This is a genomic window from Lelliottia sp., assembly GCF_045627565.1.
GTDB lineage: Bacteria > Pseudomonadota > Gammaproteobacteria > Enterobacterales > Enterobacteriaceae > Enterobacter.
Genome location: NZ_JAZQNX010000001.1, coordinates 25,651 through 45,449 on the forward strand (window position 1 = coordinate 25,651; position 19,799 = coordinate 45,449).

The 19,799-nt window shown below is 53.0% G+C and carries 19 protein-coding genes and 1 pseudogene; 10 read left to right on the plus strand and 10 right to left on the minus strand.

From position 1 onward, the window contains the following. Position 1 precedes the first annotated feature (1 nt). Genes osmX through osmV form a run of 3 tightly spaced genes read left to right on the plus strand, consistent with a single transcriptional unit; the run spans position 2 to position 2,702 of the window. Positions 2 to 898: an osmoprotectant ABC transporter substrate-binding protein OsmX gene (gene osmX, locus ACKI5T_RS00165; protein WP_407434733.1), complete on the plus strand. Its 897-nt coding sequence runs from the start codon at positions 2 to 4 to the stop codon at positions 896 to 898. Between the two features lie 8 nt (positions 899 to 906). Next, positions 907 to 1,554, plus strand: coding sequence for an osmoprotectant ABC transporter permease OsmW (gene osmW, locus ACKI5T_RS00170; protein ID WP_407434735.1), 648 nt, complete (start codon positions 907 to 909; stop codon positions 1,552 to 1,554). Continuing rightward, positions 1,554 to 2,702 carry an osmoprotectant ABC transporter ATP-binding protein OsmV gene (gene osmV / locus ACKI5T_RS00175; protein ID WP_407434737.1) on the plus strand — a complete coding sequence of 383 codons (1,149 nt, stop codon included), beginning with the start codon at positions 1,554 to 1,556 and terminating at the stop codon, positions 2,700 to 2,702. The genes osmW and osmV overlap by 1 nt, the downstream gene beginning before the upstream one ends. A gap of 69 nt (positions 2,703 to 2,771) precedes the next feature. Here osmV and bioD read toward each other — a convergent pair whose 3' ends face one another. The 3 genes from bioD to ACKI5T_RS00190 form a co-directional block, all read right to left on the minus strand. Then, on the minus strand, positions 2,772 to 3,467 hold the full coding sequence (gene bioD, locus ACKI5T_RS00180) for a dethiobiotin synthase (protein ID WP_407434739.1): 696 nt from the start codon (positions 3,465 to 3,467) through the stop codon (positions 2,772 to 2,774). A 126-nt stretch (positions 3,468 to 3,593) separates the two neighbouring features. Then, positions 3,594 to 4,817, minus strand: a complete 1,224-nt coding sequence (gene mlc, locus ACKI5T_RS00185; protein WP_407434740.1) for a sugar metabolism global transcriptional regulator Mlc — start codon at positions 4,815 to 4,817, stop codon at positions 3,594 to 3,596. A 133-nt stretch (positions 4,818 to 4,950) separates the two neighbouring features. Beyond that, entirely contained in the window at positions 4,951 to 5,844 is an 894-nt protein-coding gene (locus ACKI5T_RS00190; RefSeq protein ID WP_407434742.1) for a LysR family transcriptional regulator, read from the minus strand. A 120-nt stretch (positions 5,845 to 5,964) separates the two neighbouring features. On the opposite strand from ACKI5T_RS00190, the gene ACKI5T_RS00195 reads away from it, so the two are divergent. From ACKI5T_RS00195 to ACKI5T_RS00215, 5 genes are all read left to right on the plus strand, one after another. Further along, a complete protein-coding gene (locus ACKI5T_RS00195) occupies positions 5,965 to 7,218 on the plus strand; it encodes an MFS transporter (protein ID WP_407434744.1) in 1,254 nt (417 codons plus the stop codon). 73 nt (positions 7,219 to 7,291) lie between these two features. Next, a complete protein-coding gene (locus ACKI5T_RS00200; protein ID WP_407434746.1) occupies positions 7,292 to 8,776 on the plus strand; it encodes a carboxypeptidase M32 in 1,485 nt (494 codons plus the stop codon). Positions 8,777 to 8,925: 149 nt separating this feature from the next. Further along, entirely contained in the window at positions 8,926 to 9,324 is a 399-nt protein-coding gene (asr, locus tag ACKI5T_RS00205; protein ID WP_012017306.1) for an acid resistance repetitive basic protein Asr, read from the plus strand. A gap of 91 nt (positions 9,325 to 9,415) precedes the next feature. Further along, positions 9,416 to 9,499 (plus strand): hypothetical protein, encoded by an 84-nt coding sequence (locus tag ACKI5T_RS00210; protein ID WP_407435123.1) that lies wholly within the window; start codon positions 9,416 to 9,418, stop codon positions 9,497 to 9,499. A 101-nt stretch (positions 9,500 to 9,600) separates the two neighbouring features. Next, on the plus strand, positions 9,601 to 10,422 hold the full coding sequence (locus ACKI5T_RS00215; RefSeq protein ID WP_407434748.1) for a trypsin-like serine peptidase: 822 nt from the start codon (positions 9,601 to 9,603) through the stop codon (positions 10,420 to 10,422). Between the two features lies 1 nt (position 10,423). Here the strand turns inward: ACKI5T_RS00215 and ACKI5T_RS00220 are convergent, their stop codons facing one another. From ACKI5T_RS00220 to mdtJ, 3 genes are all read right to left on the minus strand, one after another. Beyond that, a complete protein-coding gene (locus ACKI5T_RS00220; RefSeq protein WP_407434750.1) occupies positions 10,424 to 12,586 on the minus strand; it encodes an EAL domain-containing protein in 2,163 nt (720 codons plus the stop codon). Positions 12,587 to 12,669: 83 nt separating this feature from the next. Further along, positions 12,670 to 12,999, minus strand: a complete 330-nt coding sequence (mdtI, locus tag ACKI5T_RS00225) for a multidrug/spermidine efflux SMR transporter subunit MdtI (protein ID WP_012017303.1) — start codon at positions 12,997 to 12,999, stop codon at positions 12,670 to 12,672. Then, positions 12,986 to 13,348 (minus strand): multidrug/spermidine efflux SMR transporter subunit MdtJ, encoded by a 363-nt coding sequence (gene mdtJ, locus ACKI5T_RS00230; RefSeq protein WP_407434752.1) that lies wholly within the window; start codon positions 13,346 to 13,348, stop codon positions 12,986 to 12,988. The genes mdtI and mdtJ overlap by 14 nt, the downstream gene beginning before the upstream one ends. A 419-nt stretch (positions 13,349 to 13,767) precedes the next feature. Between mdtJ and ACKI5T_RS00235 the strand changes: the two genes are divergently transcribed. Beyond that, complete coding sequence (locus ACKI5T_RS00235) at positions 13,768 to 14,802, plus strand: AI-2E family transporter (RefSeq protein WP_407434754.1); 1,035 nt, start codon at positions 13,768 to 13,770, stop codon at positions 14,800 to 14,802. Positions 14,803 to 14,843: 41 nt separating this feature from the next. Here ACKI5T_RS00235 and ACKI5T_RS00240 read toward each other — a convergent pair whose 3' ends face one another. Next, entirely contained in the window at positions 14,844 to 15,773 is a 930-nt protein-coding gene (locus tag ACKI5T_RS00240) for a zinc-dependent alcohol dehydrogenase family protein (RefSeq protein ID WP_407434756.1), read from the minus strand. A 63-nt stretch (positions 15,774 to 15,836) separates the two neighbouring features. After that, a pseudogene (gene umuC / locus ACKI5T_RS00245) lies at positions 15,837 to 16,664 on the minus strand (translesion error-prone DNA polymerase V subunit UmuC); the annotation flags it as partial. 89 nt (positions 16,665 to 16,753) lie between these two features. Between umuC (ACKI5T_RS00245) and ACKI5T_RS00250 the strand changes: the two are divergent. Next, positions 16,754 to 17,611, plus strand: a complete 858-nt coding sequence (locus ACKI5T_RS00250; RefSeq protein WP_407434758.1) for a hypothetical protein — start codon at positions 16,754 to 16,756, stop codon at positions 17,609 to 17,611. 388 nt (positions 17,612 to 17,999) lie between these two features. Here ACKI5T_RS00250 and umuC (ACKI5T_RS00255) read toward each other — a convergent pair whose 3' ends face one another. Together umuC (ACKI5T_RS00255) and umuD are read right to left on the minus strand one after the other, a co-directional pair. Continuing rightward, positions 18,000 to 19,262 carry a translesion error-prone DNA polymerase V subunit UmuC gene (gene umuC / locus ACKI5T_RS00255; protein ID WP_202693668.1) on the minus strand — a complete coding sequence of 421 codons (1,263 nt, stop codon included), beginning with the start codon at positions 19,260 to 19,262 and terminating at the stop codon, positions 18,000 to 18,002. 2 nt (positions 19,263 to 19,264) lie between these two features. Beyond that, positions 19,265 to 19,684, minus strand: coding sequence for a translesion error-prone DNA polymerase V autoproteolytic subunit (gene umuD, locus ACKI5T_RS00260; protein ID WP_336994275.1), 420 nt, complete (start codon positions 19,682 to 19,684; stop codon positions 19,265 to 19,267). Positions 19,685 to 19,799 lie beyond the last annotated feature (115 nt).

A 19,799-nucleotide genomic window follows, 5' to 3' on the forward strand; every position in this document is an offset into this window, starting at 1 on the left:
TATGAGACTGTCTTCAAGCCTCGCCGCGCTGGCTGCAGCCGCATTCTTCGCGACGCAGGCGCAGGCCGCACCGCTAGTTTTGACCACCAAAAGCTTTACTGAACAACATATTCTTTCGGCCATGACCGTGCAGTATCTGCAAAAAAAAGGTTTTGAGGTGCAGCCTAAAACCAATATCGCGACGGTGATTTCGCGTAACGCGATGATCAACAAACAGGTTGATATGACGTGGGAATACACCGGGACCTCGCTGATTATCTTTAACCACATCAATAAACGCATGTCGCCGCAGGAGTCTTACGACACCGTTAAACGTCTGGATGGCAAGCTGGGTCTGGTCTGGCTGAAACCCGCCAATATGAACAACACCTATGCATTTGCGATGCAGCGTAAACGCGCCGAGGCAGAACACATCAATACGATGTCGGATATGGTGGCGAAAATCGAACAGGTGCGTAAAACCGATCCGGATAACAACTGGATGCTGGGTCTAGACCTTGAATTCGCCGGGCGTAGCGACGGCATGGAACCGTTGCAGGAAGCGTATCAAATGGAACTGGATCGCCCGCAGATTCGCCAGATGGACCCAGGGTTAGTTTATAACGCCGTGCGAGATGGATTTGTGGATGCCGGACTGGTTTACGCCACCGACGGACGCGTTAAAGGATTCGACCTCAAAGTGCTGGAAGACGACAAAGGCTTTTTCCCGAGCTACGCCGTGACGCCAGTCGTGCGTAAAGACACGCTGGATGCGAACCCTGGTCTGGAAGAGGCGTTGAACACCTTATCCAGCCAGCTAAATAACGACGTTATCACCGAGCTGAATAAGAAGGTAGATATCGACCATCAGTCACCGCAGCAGGTCGCTCGTGATTTCCTGCATAGCAAAGGGCTATAGGAGGCGCTATGGATACGATTCACTACATGCTTAATAACTGGGGTTTTCTGCTTACGCTGACCTTTCAGCATCTGTGGCTGGTGGGATTAGCGGTTGGCCTGGCGATCATTATCGGCGTGCCGCTGGGAATTCTGATTGTGCGGCACAAATGGCTGGCGACACCCGTGCTGGGGATTGCCACGATCGTGCTCACCATCCCGTCGATTGCGCTGTTTGGTTTGATGATTCCGCTCTTTTCACTGATCGGTCAGGGGATTGGTGCCCTGCCCGCCATCACCGCCGTGTTCCTCTATTCACTGTTGCCGATTGTGCGTAACACGCACACCGCGTTGGATAGCCTGCCGCCGGGACTGCGTGAAGCCGGGCGCGGGATTGGCATGAAGTTCTGGCAGCGTCTGCGTTGGGTAGAAATCCCAGTGGCCTTACCGGTGATTTTTGGCGGGATCCGTACCGCCGTGGTGATGAATATTGGCGTGATGGCCATTGCTGCCGTGATCGGCGCAGGTGGTCTGGGTCTGCTGTTACTCAACGGCATTGGCGGCAGTGATATTCGCATGTTGATCGCCGGTGCCTTAATGATTTGTCTTTTAGCTATTGTGCTCGACTGGCTGCTCCATCGCCTGCAGGTCGTGCTGACTCCGAAGGGGATTCGATAATGATAAAACTGGAAAATCTCACTAAACAATTTTCGCAGAAAAATGGCCAAACGTTTAAGGCCGTCGACAACGTGAACCTCAACGTACCTGAAGGCGAAATGTGCGTTCTGCTTGGCCCGTCTGGCTGCGGGAAAACCACGACGTTGAAGATGATTAATCGCCTGATTACACCGAGCAGCGGCAATATCCTGATTAATGGTGAAAATACCAACGAAATGGACACAGTTACGCTGCGCCGTAACATCGGCTATGTGATCCAGCAGATTGGCTTGTTCCCTAACATGACCATCGAAGAGAACATTACCGTCGTCCCGCGCATGCTCGGCTGGGATAAAGCGCGCAGTAAAGCGCGTGCCGAGGAGTTGATGGATATGGTGGCGATGGACCCGCATAAATTTCTTAACCGCTATCCACGCGAAATGTCCGGCGGCCAGCAGCAACGTATCGGCGTGATCCGTGCCCTGGCGGCGGATCCTCCGGTGCTGCTGATGGATGAACCGTTCGGCGCGGTAGACCCGATCAACCGCGAAGTGATCCAGAACCAGTTCCTGGAGATGCAGCGCAAGCTGAAAAAGACGGTCATGCTCGTCAGCCACGACATTGACGAAGCGCTCAAGCTGGGTGACCGTATCGCCGTGTTCCGTCAGGGGCGAATTGTGCAGTGCGCCAGCCCGGATGAACTGCTGGCGAAACCCGCCAATGAATTTATCGGCTCGTTTGTTGGTCAGGACCGTACGCTTAAACGCCTGCTTCTGGTGTCGGCGGGTGACGTCACGGATCAGCAGCCGACCCTTACGGTGCGCGAATCGACCTCGTTGCCGGAGGCCTTTGCGACCATGGATGACAACGATATCCGCGCAATTACCGTTGTGGATGACATGGGAAAACCGCTGGGCTTTGTGAAACGCCGCGAAGCGCGTCAGGCCACCGGTTTTTGTGCCGACGTGCTGCATCCGTTCAGAATGACGGGTAAAGCGGAAGACAACCTGCGCGTGGTGCTGTCGCGTCTGTACGAGAGCAACACAAGCTGGATGCCTATCGTTGACGAAGACGGCCGCTATAACGGCGAAATTTCTCAGGATTATATTGCGGAGTATTTAAGTTCCGGTCGTACGCGTCGGGCGCTGAATATTCACAGCGACAATTAAATCCCACGTTCTACAGGCAATAAAAAACCGGGCGCTTAACCGCCCGGTTTTTTGATTTCTGAGGACGCGCTATGCCACGACCCGGTCTACCGTTAGGGCGTCATCAAACATCGTGAGATCGATGTAATGAGCCAGATCGCGCTGTTCGGCGCGGGGCAGATAAGGCAGCTCACCCACCAGCGGCCCCGACAGTTTCTTGCTGAGCACCTCGATGATTTCTGCATAATGCGCAAGGCCAGGATTGATACGGTTAGCCACCCAGCCGACCATCTGCAGGCCGTCGTTCGCGATGGCCTGAGCCGTCAACAACGCGTGGTTAATGCACCCTTCCTGAATCCCCACCACCATCAGCACCGGCAGTTGTTCCTGCACGACCCATTCGGATAAGGGACGCAGATCGTTCATCAGACTACGCCAGCCGCCCGTGCCTTCCACTACCACATGATCGGCCATCGCACTCAGCTCAGCCAGACCGTTAGACAGTAAGGAATAATTAATAAGACCACTGTGCGCGACGCTACTTTCGTTTTCACTCAGCGCAATGGGATTGATCGCATGATAAGGCAGTTCAAAACTCGAGACGCTTTGCAGTACCAGCGCATCTTTATTGCGTAGGCCTTCTGGCGTCTCTTTACTGCCTTTCGCGACCGGTTTGTACCCCGCCACACTCTTACCGCCCGCCGCCAGGGCTTGCAGCAATGCGCGGGAGACCACTGTTTTGCCAACAGAGGTATCGGTACCCGTTACAAAGAAACGCTTAAGCATGACTTACTCCACCGTTATGCTTTGAAAATATAAACCAGGTAAATAATTCAGTGGAGTGAGTCTAAGGTATGCGCGCAGAGTCCAGATTGAGTTAGCGCAAATTTTATGGCATCAGTGAAAAAACAGTTAACCCTGTAACAACCGGATCAATAACGAGCCGTTATACATCGCATCTTTCACCAATGCTGCGCCTGCCATAGTTCCTTGGTTAGAAAACTGGGTGCTTTCTACCACGATATTTTTGCTGTACGCCGGAAGGGATTGCTGACGAATACAGTCGGAAATCGCCGGGAACAGAATATCGGCGGCCTGGCTCAGGGGTGAGCCAATCAGGATTTTTTGCGGATTAAAGAGGTTCACCATAATGGCCAAAATGCGTCCGACGTTGTTCCCCACACCGGTAATAATATCTTTTGCCAGCAGATCGCCCTGACGCGCCGCGCCACACAGCGAATCCATGGTTAAGGGTTGTCCATGTAAAGAGGAGCTCATGGACTGGCTCAGGCGCAACTGCGCCAGCTCCATCACGCTTTCGACGCTGGCGATAGTTTCCAGACAGCCATGATTACCGCAATAGCAGCGCTTGCCGTAAGGGTCAACCTGCGTATGACCAATCTCCACCAGGCTGCTGCTGCCCGCATGCAGTAAACGTCCGTCGGTGATGACCCCTGCGCCCACATTGTGATCGATAACCACCTGAATCACATCACGCGCCCCACGGGACGCGCCAAACAACGCCTCCGCCATCGTCCAGGCGCTGATATCGTGCTGAATATAGACCGGCACGCCCGTATGCGCTTTGAGCACTTCACCCAGCGGCATGTCTTTCACATCATTATAAAACGGCATTCGGTGGACAATCCCATTTTCCGTATCAATGATTCCGGGCATGGTGATCGCAATAGCCGTTAAGCGCTCGAGCCTTTGCTGATGACGGATAAAGAATTGATCGATATGAATAACAATACGCTCGAGCAGCGTTTGTTCAGACTGGAGCGGCAACTCAAGACGGTCTTCCACCACCATTTTGCTGCTCAAATCACGCAGCGCGAGAAATACTTCGCCACGACTGATTCTGATCGACAGGTAATGCCAGGCTTCCGTTTCCACCACCAGGCCGACCGCCGGACGGCCACGGCTGCCGGGGTCCTGAATTTCGGTTTCCTGCACCAGGTGGGCTTCCAGCATTTCTCGTACAATTTTGGTAATACTGGCAGGCGCCAGTTGAGCCAGACGAGAAAGATCGATACGCGAAACCGGACCAAGCTGATCAATCAGACGGTACACTGCGCCCGCATTGGTCTGCTTAATCTGATCAATATGTCCAGGCTGACTATCAGCAGCAACCACCTCTTACATCCTTATTTTCGCGCTTCGAAATAAACTGTGGGCTATGGTGAAGCACTTGACACGTAGTCGTCAAATATTTACTTAGCCATGTGATTTACCGCACATTTTTCGCGCGCATTATAGCAAAAATTGTTTATCGGGTCCCCTCAATCAGCTGTTTTTTGAAACGCTGTGCCGCGTTGCTGAGCTCATGATGTTTTGGCCAAACCAGCCACATTTCCGATACGGCATCCTCTTCAGCTATCGCCACCCAGCGCATTTCACTTAGCTGCACGCGTTTAAACGAGGCGGGCAAAATCGACACTCCTAATCCGGCGGCGACCAAACCGATAATCGTCATCGCCTCACCGACTTCTTGGGTAATCACTGGCGATAACCCGTAACGACGCATCAAACCCAAAATATCATCGTACAAACCGGTCCCGACATAGGGATCGAAAAAGACAAACGGCTCCTGCGCCAGCTCGGCCAGTGTTACTGACGGCTTCGCTGCCAGCGGATGATCCCGCGGGATCATCGCCATTAACGGTTCCCGTAAAATCATCTCCCACGCCAGCGTGTCGGGTAGCTGCGTGTTGCGCATCAGCCCCAAATCCAGCGATCCTTCATTCAGCGGAACAATCTGTTCACGCGTATTAATCTCGCGGGTCTGGATATGCACATCCGGATAATGGCGACGAAAGGAAGACAGCGTATGCGAAACCGCGCTGATAAACGGGGCTGACGAGGTAAATCCGAGACGCAATTCACCCGTCTCGCCCAGATGTAAACGCTCTGCGCGGGCAGCCGCGTCATTCACCATACTCAGCACCTGTCGGCTATCCGCAAGAAACTGTTTGCCCGCAGCCGTCAGGCTGACACTGCGGTTAGTGCGGGCCAGTAATCGCGCCCCCACCTGCTGCTCCAGGATCTGAATCTGCTGACTCAGCGGTGGCTGGGAGATATTTAGCCGCGCCGCCGCACGGCCAAAATGCAGCTCCTCGGCCACGGCAATAAAATAGCGTAAATGGCGCAGCTCAATATTCATATGTTTAACGTATCATTTGAGATTATTAATATATTAGACAGAATATTACCAATTTCCTACCCTGATCCTGTGGTCATTCCCATCCCCCGTCATCGCGGGACGTTTTCGCAAGGATTTTACGTGAGTCGTACAACAACCGTTGATATCGCCCCGGCAAGCGACATTGATGATTTACCCGCAACACCTCAGCCAGCCCAATTTATCAAACGTGGTACAACCTCTTTCATGCGCGTCACGCTGGCGCTCTTCTCGGCAGGACTGGCGACATTTGCCCTGCTGTATTGCGTTCAACCTATTCTGCCCGTGTTATCTCATGAATTTGGCGTGTCGCCTGCCAGCAGCAGTATTTCGCTCTCGATTTCAACCGGCATGCTGGCGGTCGGTTTGCTGTTTACCGGCCCGCTTTCGGACTCTATCGGACGCAAATCGGTAATGGTCACGGCGTTACTGCTGGCCTCTGTGTGCACCCTGCTGTCGACAATGATGACCAGTTGGCACGGGATTCTGGTGATGCGCGCGCTGATTGGACTGTCATTAAGCGGCGTCGCGGCAGTTGGAATGACCTATTTGAGTGAGGAAATTCACCCCAGTTTTGTCGCCTTTTCGATGGGTTTGTACATTAGCGGGAATTCGATTGGCGGCATGAGCGGCCGCCTGCTCAGCGGTGTTTTCACCGATCTCTTTAACTGGCGCATCGCGCTGGCGGTGATTGGCTGCTTCGCCCTTGCCGCTGCACTCCTGTTCTGGCGAATTCTGCCGGAATCACGTCATTTTCGTCCCATGTCGCTGCGGCCCAAAACGCTGCTGATCAATTTCCGTCTGCACTGGCGCGATAAAGGTTTACCGCGCCTGTTTCTGACCGGCTTCCTGTTAATGGGTTCGTTCGTCACGCTGTTTAACTATATTGGCTATCGCCTGATGCTCTCGCCGTGGCATTTGAGCCAGGCGTTTGTCGGCCTGCTGTCCGTGGCGTATCTCACCGGCACCTGGAGTTCGCCCAAAGCGGGTGCAATGACCGCGCGTTTCGGACGCGGCCCGGTCATGCTGACGTCTATTGGCGTGATGCTAGTGGGATTGCTGATGACGTTGCTCTCATCTTTATGGCTGATTTTCGCCGGAATGCTGCTGTTCTCCGCCGGTTTTTTTGCTGCGCATTCGGTCGCCAGTAGCTGGATTGGCCCGCGCGCCCGTCGCGCGAAAGGCCAGGCTTCTTCGCTGTATCTCTTCAGCTATTACCTGGGTTCAAGCATCGCCGGGACGCTCGGCGGTGTCTTCTGGCACCGCTATGGCTGGAATGGTGTCGGTGGATTTATCGCGTTGATGCTCTGCGCCGCGCTGTTGGTGGGGATGAGTCTGCATAAACGTCTGCATTAACGTTGAATAACCTCGTGTTTCAGTCGGTCGGATGCTACTTTTTGTGATTGCCCGATTCAGACACGAGGACTTCATGAACAACAATAACTATCAACAACTCACCCGCACGTTCCAGCGTCTCTCCCGCTTCTCGCACCTTTCCTCCATCGCCAGCTGGGATATGTTCGCCATGATGCCGCCGGGCGGCAGCCAGGCACGAGGTGAAGCGCTGGCCGAAATGAGCGTATTGCAGCATCAGATCCTCACCGATAAGAAAGTCGGTGAATGGCTGGCGTCTGCCGAAAGCGAAGATTTAAATGACGTCGAACAAGCCAATCTGCGCGAGATGACACGTCTCTTTCAGCAAGCGTCTTTACTGCCGGAGTCGCTGGTTGAAGCCAAATCGCTGGCGGGGAGCAAATGTGAACACGCCTGGCGTACGCAGCGTCCGGCCAACGACTGGCAGGGTTTTTCCGCCAATCTCAAAGAGGTCGTCAAACTCAGCCGTGAAGAGGCGCGCTTGCGTGCCGAAGCGAAAGGTTGCACCCCTTATGATGCCCTGCTCGATATCTTTGAGCCGGATATGACCAGTGCCCGCCTTGACAGTGTATTTGGTGATTTGAAATCCTGGCTCCCGGATTTGCTCGCCCGCGTGGTGGAAAAACAGGCGCAACAATCGTTTGTTCCGCCGCAAGGGCCTTTCCCAACCGCCGTTCAGCGTGAACTCGGTCTGGAAGCCATGCAAATGCTGGGCTTCGATTTCAATGCGGGCCGTCTGGATGTGAGTGCGCATCCCTTCTGCGGCGGCGTCCCTGAAGATGTCCGCATCACGACGCGTTACGACGAAAACGAACTGCTGAGCGCGCTGTTTGGCGTGGTGCATGAAACCGGTCATGCGCGTTATGAGCAAAATCTGCCGCGCAACTGGCTCGGGCAGCCCGTCGCTTTGGCGCGTTCGACGGCCATTCACGAATCACAAAGCCTGTTCTTTGAGATGCAGCTCGGGCGCAGCAACGCTTTCCTGAAACATCTGCTCCCGGCTGTTCATGCGCGTTTTGGCAGTCAGGCCGCCTTCAGCGAAGAGAACTTTATCGCCTGGAACCAGCGCGTGAAGCCGGGCTACATCCGCGTCGATGCGGACGAAGTGAGCTATCCGGCGCACGTCGTGCTGCGCTACGAAATCGAACGCTCGCTGATTAACGGTGAAATCGAAGTGGAAGATATCCCGGCGCTGTGGGATGAAAAAATGCAATCATGGCTCGGTCTGTCGACCAAAGACAACTACCGTAACGGCTGTATGCAGGACATCCACTGGACTGACGGCGGCTTTGGCTACTTCCCGTCGTACACGCTGGGCGCGATGTATGCTGCGCAGCTCTTCAGCGCCGCTAAAAACGCGTTACCGGGGCTGGAGTCATCGATTGCGGGCGGCGATTTCTCTGCGCTGTTTGACTGGCTGCGCCAGAATATCTGGCAGCACGGCAGCCGCTTTACCACCTCGCAGCTGATCGAGCAGGCAACCGGTGAAGATCTGAATAGCCGTTATTTCCGTGAACATCTCACCTCCCGCTATCTGTAATACTCCGCGCCGGGGCCAGTCCCCGGCGTTGTACATTCCGTTACACGCCGAAACCAATGACTCACGGAAGCCTCGACCCCAAATGGATATAGTTATTTCAACGGCCCCGCAGTGGGGTTAAATGAAAAACCAAATTCGAGGGTATGAGAATGAAAAAAGTATTAGCTCTGGTTGTTGCCGCTGCTATGGGTCTGTCTTCTGCTGCGTTTGCTGCTGAAACCACAACGTCTTCCGCGGCACCCGCTACCGCAACGGCGACCACCACTAAAGCAGCACCAGCGAAAACTGTGCACCACAAAAAACACAAAAAAGCGGTTGAGCAGAAAGCTCAGGCTGCTAAAAAACACCACAAAAAAGCAGTGAAAAAACAAGAAGCCGCTCCGGCAACGACCACTGCTCCTGTTGAGCAGAAAGCCCAGGCTGCGAAAAAACACCACAAAGCCGCTGCTAAACCTGCCGTAGCGCAGAAAGCGCAAGCCGCTAAAAAGCATCACAAAAAAGCAGTGAAACACGAAGCGGCTAAACCTGCTGCTCAGCCAGCTGCATAAGCGTTCGAGCTTAATCGCGCCCCTCGGGGCGCGTTGTAGACCGGCGCTGAACCGGAATCGGATCAGCGCCGTTTTTATTTCCGGAGGCCGTATGCTGCGACGCTATCGGTTTGAGTTCATTCTTTTCACGCTTATTTTATGCGCGCTCATCGCCTGTCGGTTTTATCTTTCCTGAATGTAGCACGCTGATTTTACTCCCACTTTCTCGCCGTCCCGTCTATAGTATTTTAATAGGGTTCACTTTTAATAATCATAATTACCCCACCAGAGTGTGATATGCGGAAAATAGTTGTGTGCTTACTGGGAACGTTCTGCCTCTTTTCTGGTTTTAGCCATGCGGATGACGGCGACGACGACGCGGTGAACGCGAAAGAGATCAAAACGCTTTTTTTTGGTCATGATGACCGTACGCGTGTCGCCGATCCGACTGAATCACCCTGGGATGCCATTGGGCAACTGGAAACCGCGAGCGGTAACTTATGCACCGCAACCTTGATCTCCCCTCATCTGGCGCTGACCGCCGGACACTGTCTGCTTATTCCACCGAAAGGCAAACCAGATAAAGTCGTTGCGCTGCGTTTTGTCTCCAAAAAAGGCGTCTGGCGTTATGACATTCATGGCGTGGAAGGCCGCGTCGAACCGTCGCTGGGTAAACGTTTAAAGCCCGATGGCGATGGCTGGATTGTTCCCCCGTCAGCGGCGGAGTGGGATTTTGGATTAGTCATTTTGCGCTATCCGCCGTCAGGTATCACGCCGCTGCCGTTATTTGACGGCGATAAAGGCGCATTGACCGAGGCGCTCAAAGCCGCCGATCGCAAAGTCACCCAGTCCGGTTATCCGGTCGATCATCTGGATTCACTCTATACGCATACCGATTGCATCGTCACCGGTTGGGCGCAAACCAGCGTGTTATCGCATCAATGCGACACGCTGCCGGGCGACAGCGGTTCACCGTTGATGTTGAAAACCGACAAAGGCTGGCAATTGATTGGTGTGCAGAGTTCGGCTCCGGCGGCCAAAGATCGCTGGCGCGCGGATAACCGTGCGTTATCGGTGACCGGTTTTCGCGACAAACTGGAAACCTTGTCGCAGGAATAACTCAGCAGTATCTGACTTTACGTAATTCAATAATCGCCTCGATGGGCATCGGCCGACTGAACAAGAATCCCTGCAGTTGGTCACAGCCCGCGAGGCGCAGCAGTTTCATCTGCTTTTCGTTTTCCACCCCTTCGGCAACTACCGCCATACCCAATGCGCTCGCTATGCGCACCGTTCCGCTGACCAGGGCGATCGCCTGCTCGTCGTTATCCACCAGCCCGGCCAGGGATTTGTCGATTTTGATGGTATCGAAATTAAAGCGGCGCAAATATCCAATGCTGGAATAGCCCGTGCCAAAATCATCCAGCGCGACGGCGGTTCCCAACGCTTTCAAATTGGCGATGGCGGCGCGGGCGCGTTCAGGATTTTCCAGAACGTAGGTTTCGGTGACCTCAAGCTGTAGCCGATTTGCCGGAAAACGGGTCATCTCAATGACTTTCGCGACCTTTTCTTCAAACTCGGGATCGCGAAATTGGGCGGGAGAAATATTGACTGACAGTTTCAGATCGCTGAACGGTTCAAGGTCATGACAGGCGCGGCGCAGCACGAACTGACCCAGGCTATAAATCAGCCCGCTGGTTTCAGCAATGCTGATAAATTCATCCGGTGTTAGCTCGCCCGCGGGGCGACGCGGCCAACGCACCAGCGCTTCCACGCTAGTCATTTTCTGGCTACGGGCGTCAATAATCGGCTGATACCAGACATCAAATTCATCTCGTTCCATGCCGTCGCGAATTTCATTTTCTATCGCCAGTTGCCGCTCGCGGGCGCTGTTCAGTTCGGCATCATACTGTGTGATGCGCCCTTTTCCGGTGATTTTTGAGTGGTACATCGCGATGTCTGCCCGGCGGAATAATTCCGAGCTGGTACAGTCGATCAGCGTGCCGCTGGCGAGCCCAATACTGGCGCTGATATGGATGGTGCGTTCACCAATGCGTACCGGCGCATCCAGGAACGCCAGAACATCGTTTGCAAAGGTCAAGGCCTGCGCCTGGGAGGGGTCGCCGCCAATGGTCATCGCGAATTCGTCGCCGCCCATTCGGGCCAGCATTCCGCCCTGCGGCACCCTCTCGCGCAGTGCCTTTGCCAGCAGAATAATGAGTTCATCGCCCACGTCATGGCCGTAAATATCATTCACATCCTTAAAGCCATCCAGATCGATAAAGACCACGGTTTTCACGTCGATATCGCCGCGCAAACTCACCCGTTCCAGCTCTTCGATCAACGCGCGTCGATTCGGCAGATGACTCAGCCAGTCGGTACGCGCCACGCGTCTGGCCTGATTTTCGCCCCGGGCGAGTTTGTACAGCCCCACGCTGCTCACCAGAATAAACAGCAAAATCAGCGCCGAGGCCAGAACAACGATTTGGGTGATTTGGTTGGATGCTGCACTTGCCGCCTGCGCACCGGGCCGCTGCGGCTGCCAGTTGAGGTAACCCAGGATTTCGCCCGCCGAACTTTTTAGCGGAATGCTGGATTCGCTGGTGTGATCCCGGGTGAAATGCAGGTTTTCAATCTGGAAGGTATTGCCCAGATCGCTCAGGATCTGCGGGTTGATATGACGCGTAATCACCAGATAACGGCGGACGTCATTCTTCACCTGCAAGCGTCCCACCATGGGACGAATCAGCCCAATCCCAACAAAGGCGACCCCCTGCCGCGTGCGGGTGATCCCGGCATAAATCGTCGTTTCGACCTGCAATGCCTTCGCGTTTTCACGGATCAACGCTTTCAGGCCGTATCCAAAAAAATCGAGGTTGGTTTCTTTAAACGGCTGACTCTTAAATGAGCCCCACATGACATGAAAACGCTCGTCGAGCACGAAGGTTCCGTCGTACAGGTTATTGATTTTAAAGCCTGCTCCCCAGGTGTTATACAGCCAGTCGGTATTTAACACCGGCGGATACACTTCCCGCACCGCATCATCCCAGACGGCATTATCAATCACCAGCGACCAGACGCGATTCGCCGACGTCTGGATCGCACCCTGTACGGAGAGCGCAGAGCGGTGTTCATCTATCTCATTGGTTTTACTGCTGATCAGGTGCAGCGAAAGGTAAAGCAGCGCGACAACGGAAACGACCAAACCGATCCCCGCCATAAAAATCATGACAAACAGGGTTTTTGCGGAAGGAATATTACGCCAGCTTAGGGGGTTATACATTCGCGGCTCTCTTGAAAGGGCGTATTTCTAAGCGTAATACAGCGCGCGAATTTCGCTGCCCGTAAATGCAGGCAGCGATCACATCAGGCCAGTTTTATCATTACCATACCTGCCAGCAGCAGAACCAGGCCAATCCAGCCTTTGCGATTGAGCCGCTGGCCGAACAGAACCCAACCCGCTGCCAGCGTGGCGGCGATACCGAAACCACCCCACAGCGCGTAGGCGACCGACAGATCGATCCCTTTTACCGCTTGAGAAAGTGCGCTAAATGCGCCTAATACTGCCGCGATGGACAGCAAACCGAACCACTTTCGGCGAAAACCATCAGAAAATTTCAGGAACACGTTGGCGATAATTTCCAGCACGATGGCGAACGCCAGCCAGGCTGCATGAATCCATTCAAACTGTTGCATGGGCCTGCTCCTTCGGCTGTTTTGTCGGTTTGCGCGTGCCTGATTTAATCAGCACAATACCCACCACAAGCGTTGCCAGACCGGCAATTTTCATTGTTGACAGGGCTTCATCAAATAACATTACGCTAAACAGCGTAATCAACAGAATACCGATCCCCTCCCACAACGCATACGCCACGCCGAGCGCGATTTTTTTTACCGCAAATGACAGGAAAATATACGAAAGGGAAATCATCGCCAGCATTAAAATAAAGCCAGTATTGTCATCACTAATACTTGCCCACTTCATCGACAAAGTACCCGTAATTTCAGCGACGATGGCCAGGGTTAATAGTATCCAGTAAAACATGCTCTTCTCCTGCTTGAGAATATAATCCATTGCAGCTTGTCGAAAACGACAAACCCAAAAAATGAAATACGTCAGATAGCTAAACGCATAGCGTCAGCTCAGGCAGAAGGCAGGACTATAGCGCGTTGCGCCAGTGTTGCTCACCGGACAGCAGGCAGAGAGAGGTTGAGAAAATAGCGGTGTTATTTGAAAAGTACGTCCTGAACAGATTGTCCATAATATTACAATTATCCGCGGTATTGCTTCTCGTCATTGCGGATGAAAATTGTCCTCGGTAGTTAAACACGCCTGATTTGTACCACAAGCTAAGAATTAACTCAAAAATTTTTCATTTCTTTACCCTGCTTGTTTAACTTACATTCGCATATTAATGGCGCATCGCTATTATTATAAAAAAAAGGATTAGAGCAGGAACTCACATGGCTAAGCCCATCATTACTCTGAACGGATTAAAAATCGTCATTATGCTTGGAATGCTGGTGATTATTCTCACCGGTATCCGCTTTGCCGCCGATATCATCGTGCCTTTCATTTTGGCGCTGTTTATCGCGGTGATCCTTAACCCCTTAGTGCAGCGAATGGTCCGCTGGCGCATACCACGGGTGCTGGCGATCTCGCTGCTCATCACCATTATCATCATGGCGATGGCGCTGCTGGTGACCTATCTTGGAACATCTTTGAACGAGCTGGCGCGAACGCTGCCGCAGTACCGTTCAAAACTGGTGATTCCGTTGCAGCAATTGGAACCCTGGCTGCAGCGTGCGGGTATTGAGGTGTCCGTTGAGGAGTTGCTGAAGTATGTCGATCCGAATGCGGCGATGACGCTGGTGACGGGTATTCTGGCGCAGCTTTCCAGCGCCATGACCTCCATTTTCCTGCTGCTGTTGACCGTTGTTTTTATGCTCGTCGAGGTGCCGCAACTGCCGGTCAAACTGCAGCAGATGATGGTGCGACCGGTTGAGGGCATGGGTGCAATCCAACGCGCGCTGGACAGCGTGTCGCGCTATCTGGTACTCAAAACCGCGATCAGTATTGTGACGGGGCTGGTAGCCTGGGCCATGCTTGCCGCGCTGGATGTGCGCTTTGCGTTTGTGTGGGGCTTGCTGGCCTTCGCACTTAACTATATTCCCAATATCGGCTCGGTGCTGGCCGCAATCCCCCCGATTGCTCAGGTGCTGGTCTTTAGCGGTTTTTACGATGCGTTGATCGTCCTGGCGGGCTATCTAATTATTAATCTGGTCTTCGGTAACATTCTGGAGCCAAGAATGATGGGACGCGGGCTTGGGCTTTCCACGCTTGTGGTCTTTTTATCACTGATTTTCTGGGGATGGTTGCTCGGCCCGGTGGGCATGTTGCTCTCTGTTCCACTGACGATTATTGTCAAAATCGGGCTGGAACAGACCGCTGGTGGACAAACTATCGCCGTGTTGCTGAGCGATATGAGCCACCGATAAGTTTTCGCAACAGCTCTCTCTCACGAGAGGGCTGGAACGCGTTAGTCGTGCATCGCGAACATGGGCTTAGCAAGCCGTCCTGCCTGGCGATAATTCGCCAGCGCCGATCGCCACTCAGCCAGCGGAAACAGCGTCACGTCGCCATAGCAACTTGCCTGCAGTTTCGGCCAGATTTCGCAAAATTCAGCCTGCCATTGATCAACACTTAACCCATCCAGAGAGTTTCTAATATGGAACCACCGCACCTGCGGCTGCTGCCTGAACGGCTGACCCGAAAGCAAACCGTAGCAGACAAAAAGCCCTGTCTCAGGCATCACATTCAGAATCCTGTCCGCTAACCTGCCACCCGTAGCGTCGTACACAATTTCTGCCCGTGCGGCAATGGCGCTAATGGCCGCCGTATCCTGCTGCGAAACGGGAATAATACCCATCGCCCGCAGCCTTTCGCCATGCGCAGGAGAACGGTGAATCCCATACACCGCGTCAGCGCCCGCCTTGAGCGCCCATTGCCCGAGCAGCACGCCGCAGTCGGACCCGGCCGCCGTCAGCACGATCTGCTTTCCCCGAGGAGAGTAAAGATTGAGCATCATTTGGGCGGCCAGCGGGTTGATGTACGCGCGAGCCGCCAGCGTTGAGTCGATGTCGTCCGGCACGGGGATCGCCAGCGCCGCAGGGCAATCCACAATGTTTTGCCAGGTACCCTGCCCGCGTAACGGCAGCACGCGCTTCCCAAGCAAATGTTGTGGCCCATCCGTTACCACGCCGACGCCTTCGTAACCTGCCACCGCTGGCAACGGCGTCCGATGACGATAGGCGCCCGTCATCGGAATGAGATCCGACGCATTCACCGGGGAAAAGCGCATGTGCACCCGGATCTGCCCGGCAGACAGCGGTTCGGGTGATCTCAGTTCGACTTGCAGAACGGATTCAGGCTTGCCAAAGGCGCGATACCCTAAAGCAGAATGATTCATTATCGGATACCTGAATAGGTTTCATCAGCAAAGCTTACTGTCTTGTTCCCCGAGCGGAAATGATTATTTCGCCACAGGTAAATCCGCGTATCGCGTCGTATAGGCCGGAGAGAGCATTTCCCGTTTCATCGCCCAGCTTTTTTGAATACCCTGCCCGGCAAACCATATCGTCCCACGCCCTGAGACATTCAGCTTGTCAATGGTCTGCATCAACGTCTGGCTGTCGGGTCGCGGCGGATATTCATCAAACAAATTGAGCTGCGCGACGCCCTGGCTGAAAAAATCACTCAGCATGATGCCCGCTTTCATGTAGCGGAAACCGTCTTTCCAGATCCTGTCCAGCGCCTGGCTGGCGACGCGAATAATATCGCGGGTATCGTTTGACGGGATCGCCAGACGACCGCTGGCCTGCGGGCCATAAAACACGTCGTTTTCGGCGTGCGGGCTGGTGCGCATAAATACGCTAATGACGCAGCAGTACTGTCGTTCCGCTCTAAGCTTCTCGGCGGCCCGTTCGGCGTAAGCACAAATGGCCTGCTGCATCTCCTGATATTCCGTAATGCGATGACCAAACGAGCGGCTGCAAATAATCTGTTGCTTCGTCGGCACGCACTCATCCATTTCGAGGCACGGCTCGCCCCGGAGTTCACGCACGGTACGCTCCAGCACAACGTTGAAGTGTTTGCGGATAACCCAGGTTGAGCTGTCGGCCAGTTGCAACGCCGTTTCAATGCCCATCATAGTGAGCGTTTTAGCGATCCGTCGCCCCACGCCCCACACTTCTCCGACAGGCATCCGGGTCAGCAGTTTTCGCTGCCGTTCGCTGTCAGACAAGTCAACCACGCCACCGAGCTGGGGCCATTTTTTCGCGGCAAAATTAGCGGCTTTTGCTGTGTAACACTGCTGTTCTACACTCAATCAAAAACCCAGTTACATCAGTACATCTGCCATATGCTGCCAGCATTAGAGGAGAGGTATATATGTTTCAGTTACGTCGCGGTAGCGGTGATTTTCTCTTTCATGTAACAGATTCTCAGGGGTTGCCACATTTAACGTTGACGGTTTATGCGTGCAGAGCCGACAGGTATCATTCACCAGCCACAGTTAAGGCTTATCTCAGGCATCTTCTGGCTTTTTTTTCCTGGGCTGGACAGGATGAAACAGTGAAACGCCAGCATTGGGATTTGCTGGGCAACAGTAGTCAGGTCCGTGCTGTGCTCGAACATTTCCTGACAACCCAACTGCACTGTACTTTATTTTTCGCACGCGATTTGTCAGGAGAAGATATTCGCAAGGTACAGGTTACTTGGGGAAAAGCCCACCGGATTAATCATCTGTTAGCTGCGCTGCGATCTTTTTATCAGCTGCTTATCTCGATGCAGCTGTATTCCCATCTTCACCCTCTTGATTTACCCCAAGCCAAAAATATGATTGCCGAAATCCGGCTACAGCATCTTGATGACTTTGTGAGAATACACCAGAGACCGCCGATGCCATCAGACAGTGGCATTGACCATTGGCGTCCTCTCAGACTGAGCTCTTCGTATTACAGAATTAAAGATAATCAATGGATCCCGGAGTATCTGGACGATCCGGAACTCATGGGGCATGTGCTGGCCTCAGGCGAACAGTGTGGCTGGAAGCTACAGGATATAGCGCTCGTTAGAATACTTTTCGATACGGGCTGCAGAATACACGAGGCCTGCGCGCTGACCATGCATGACTGGAAGGTCAGCGGTTTTCGCAACATGTTCATGTCGCTGAGTAAAGGCAGTCGTGGGAAGCGGGTCAAGAATATCATCATCACGGATAAAACGCTGAAGGTGCTGCTGCGCTAAACGTGCGATTGATGAGCTCCTGTCAGGGAGGCTAAAAATCAGCCTAACGACGATTGTTCTGGCTTCAAAAAGCGTAGACCCTACGGGAAAAGGCGTATCTGCTTCCACCATCTTGCGGAACAGGCAATGCCATGCAATGTACAAAAAACATGCGACACTGAACGGTAGTAGCCGGAAAAAACGTACCATTTCGGACTCTGAACTTAATGATCCCACGGCGTCAGAATTACGGAGAGCTTATCTTCTTGCGAGTAAGAGCAAAACAGCCTTGATTGCGAAGGTTATTCTGCTTGAACGTGAGCTTGAAAACTGTGAAATACAGAATGGCAACCTGCGAGAGAAAATACTGTCACTGCTGCTACTGTACATGTAAGGCCAGCATTCATTTTCATTTAGCGACAGGCAGATCTGAGTAGCGCGTAGTGTAAGCCGGTGACAGCATCTCACGTTTCATTGCCCAGGGCTTATGGATGCCCTGACCCGCAAACCAGACCTTTCCTTTTCCTGACGCGTTAATGCCGTCGATTACCGTCATGAGTGCCGTGCTATTAGCTTTCGGGGCGAAACTATCAAACAAATTAAGCTGTGCTGTGCCGCGACTAAAAAAGTCAGCCAGCATAACACCCGCTTTCATGTAACGGTAACCATCGACCCATATTCGATCCAGTGATTCTGTCGCGGCACAAATGATGTCACGCGTATCATCAGAAGGTGTCAGCAATTTCACCGATGATTGGTTTCCATAATAAATTTCATTATCTGCGTGCGGGCTGGTGCGTAGAAAAACGCTAACAAAAGCACAAAACTGGTGTTCGCTACGCAATTTTGCTGCAGCACGCTCCGCATAGGCGCAGACAGCCTGACGCATATCGGCATACTCGGTAATACGGTGCCCAAAAGAGCGGCTGCACATAATCTGTTGCTTATTTGGCGCGAATTCCTCAAGCGCCAGACACGGTTCACCACGTAGTTCACGCAATGTTCTTTCCAGAACAACGTTGAAATGCTTTTTGATTACCCACGGTGAACTATTGGCTAAGTCCAGCGCTGTACTGATCCCCATAGCGTTAAGTTTTTTTCTGATGCGCCTTCCTACCCCCCATACCTCCTCTACAGGTACGCGCTCTAACAGCTTCCGCTGACGTGATATGTCGGATAAATCAACCACGCCTCCCGTGCCAGGCCATCTTTTTGCTGCGTAATTTGCTAATTTTGCTAACGTTTTGGTTTGCGAAGCGCCGATCCCGAGCGTGAGTCCGGTATTTTTAAACACTTGGTTTCGCACGGTTTTGCCAAAATCTGTCAGCGACATGCAGCTGGCTACGCCAGATAAGTCGATAAAGGCTTCATCGATTGAATAGATCTCGATGGCTGGCGACATCTCCGTCAGCGTCTGCATAACTCGCGCGCTGAGGTCGGCATAAAGGGCATAGTTTGAGCTGAATACGTGCACTGCGGAGGGAAATGTTTTATTTTTCAATTTAAAGAAAGGTTCTCCCATGGTGATGCCGAGCGCTTTTGCCTCTGCTGAACGCGAAATTACGCAGCCGTCGTTGTTAGAGACCACCACCACGGGTTTTCCCTTTAAATCCGGGCGGAACACTGTTTCACAGGACGTATAAAAGTTATTGACGTCAGCCAGAGCAAACATCGTCATTGATGTGACTTCACTGAAAATGTCACTACGCCAAATATTTCTAGGTCTTCTGGATGATGAAACGTCATGGGGGAGTAATTGCTATTGTAAGGAACCAGTTGCAGGACGGGATGCGTGCGCAACTCCTTGACGGTAAATTCTCCAGCGACAGCCGCAATCACGATATCGCCGTGACTTGCCGAAAGCGAACGATCAACTACCAGAAGGTCACCATCTCCAATTCCAGCTCCCGCCATGGAGTCACCGCTTACTTTAATAAAATACGTAGCGCTAGGGTGGGCTATCAAAAGCGTATTGAGATTTAACCTATCTTCGACGTAGTCTTGTGCGGGACTAGGAAAACCACAAGGTACCCGTTCCGCAAAGAGAGGAAGATGGATAGAAGGGACAATCTCTATGGGATAAAAAATCTTCATAATGAGAGACTCAGCATAACTGTATTTACATACAGTATCACTGGATTTTTCGCACGTTCAACCTTCTTCTAAGCAGGTTTCGGGAACCATTTGAAGTTGCGAGGAATTTAGGTTT

Excerpts from the sequence above, each read along its gene's own strand:
- ACKI5T_RS00200 (WP_407434746.1), top strand. The coding sequence starts at position 7,292 with ATGAACAACAATAACTATCAACAACTCACCCGCACGTTCCAGCGTCTC.
- ACKI5T_RS00210 (WP_407435123.1), top strand. The coding sequence starts at position 9,416 with ATGCTGCGACGCTATCGGTTTGAGTTCATTCTTTTCACGCTTATTTTA.
- ACKI5T_RS00215 (WP_407434748.1), top strand. The coding sequence starts at position 9,601 with ATGCGGAAAATAGTTGTGTGCTTACTGGGAACGTTCTGCCTCTTTTCT.
- mdtI (WP_012017303.1), bottom strand. The coding sequence starts at position 12,999 with ATGCAACAGTTTGAATGGATTCATGCAGCCTGGCTGGCGTTCGCCATC.
- bioD (WP_407434739.1), bottom strand. The coding sequence starts at position 3,467 with ATGCTTAAGCGTTTCTTTGTAACGGGTACCGATACCTCTGTTGGCAAA.
- osmX (WP_407434733.1), top strand. The coding sequence starts at position 2 with ATGAGACTGTCTTCAAGCCTCGCCGCGCTGGCTGCAGCCGCATTCTTC.
- umuD (WP_336994275.1), bottom strand. The coding sequence starts at position 19,684 with ATGAAGATTTTTTATCCCATAGAGATTGTCCCTTCTATCCATCTTCCT.
- osmW (WP_407434735.1), top strand. The coding sequence starts at position 907 with ATGGATACGATTCACTACATGCTTAATAACTGGGGTTTTCTGCTTACG.
- ACKI5T_RS00250 (WP_407434758.1), top strand. The coding sequence starts at position 16,754 with ATGTTTCAGTTACGTCGCGGTAGCGGTGATTTTCTCTTTCATGTAACA.
- osmV (WP_407434737.1), top strand. The coding sequence starts at position 1,554 with ATGATAAAACTGGAAAATCTCACTAAACAATTTTCGCAGAAAAATGGC.
- ACKI5T_RS00220 (WP_407434750.1), bottom strand. The coding sequence starts at position 12,586 with ATGTATAACCCCCTAAGCTGGCGTAATATTCCTTCCGCAAAAACCCTG.
- mdtJ (WP_407434752.1), bottom strand. The coding sequence starts at position 13,348 with ATGTTTTACTGGATACTATTAACCCTGGCCATCGTCGCTGAAATTACG.
- ACKI5T_RS00240 (WP_407434756.1), bottom strand. The coding sequence starts at position 15,773 with ATGAATCATTCTGCTTTAGGGTATCGCGCCTTTGGCAAGCCTGAATCC.
- asr (WP_012017306.1), top strand. The coding sequence starts at position 8,926 with ATGAAAAAAGTATTAGCTCTGGTTGTTGCCGCTGCTATGGGTCTGTCT.
- ACKI5T_RS00190 (WP_407434742.1), bottom strand. The coding sequence starts at position 5,844 with ATGAATATTGAGCTGCGCCATTTACGCTATTTTATTGCCGTGGCCGAG.
- umuC (WP_202693668.1), bottom strand. The coding sequence starts at position 19,262 with ATGTTTGCTCTGGCTGACGTCAATAACTTTTATACGTCCTGTGAAACA.
- ACKI5T_RS00235 (WP_407434754.1), top strand. The coding sequence starts at position 13,768 with ATGGCTAAGCCCATCATTACTCTGAACGGATTAAAAATCGTCATTATG.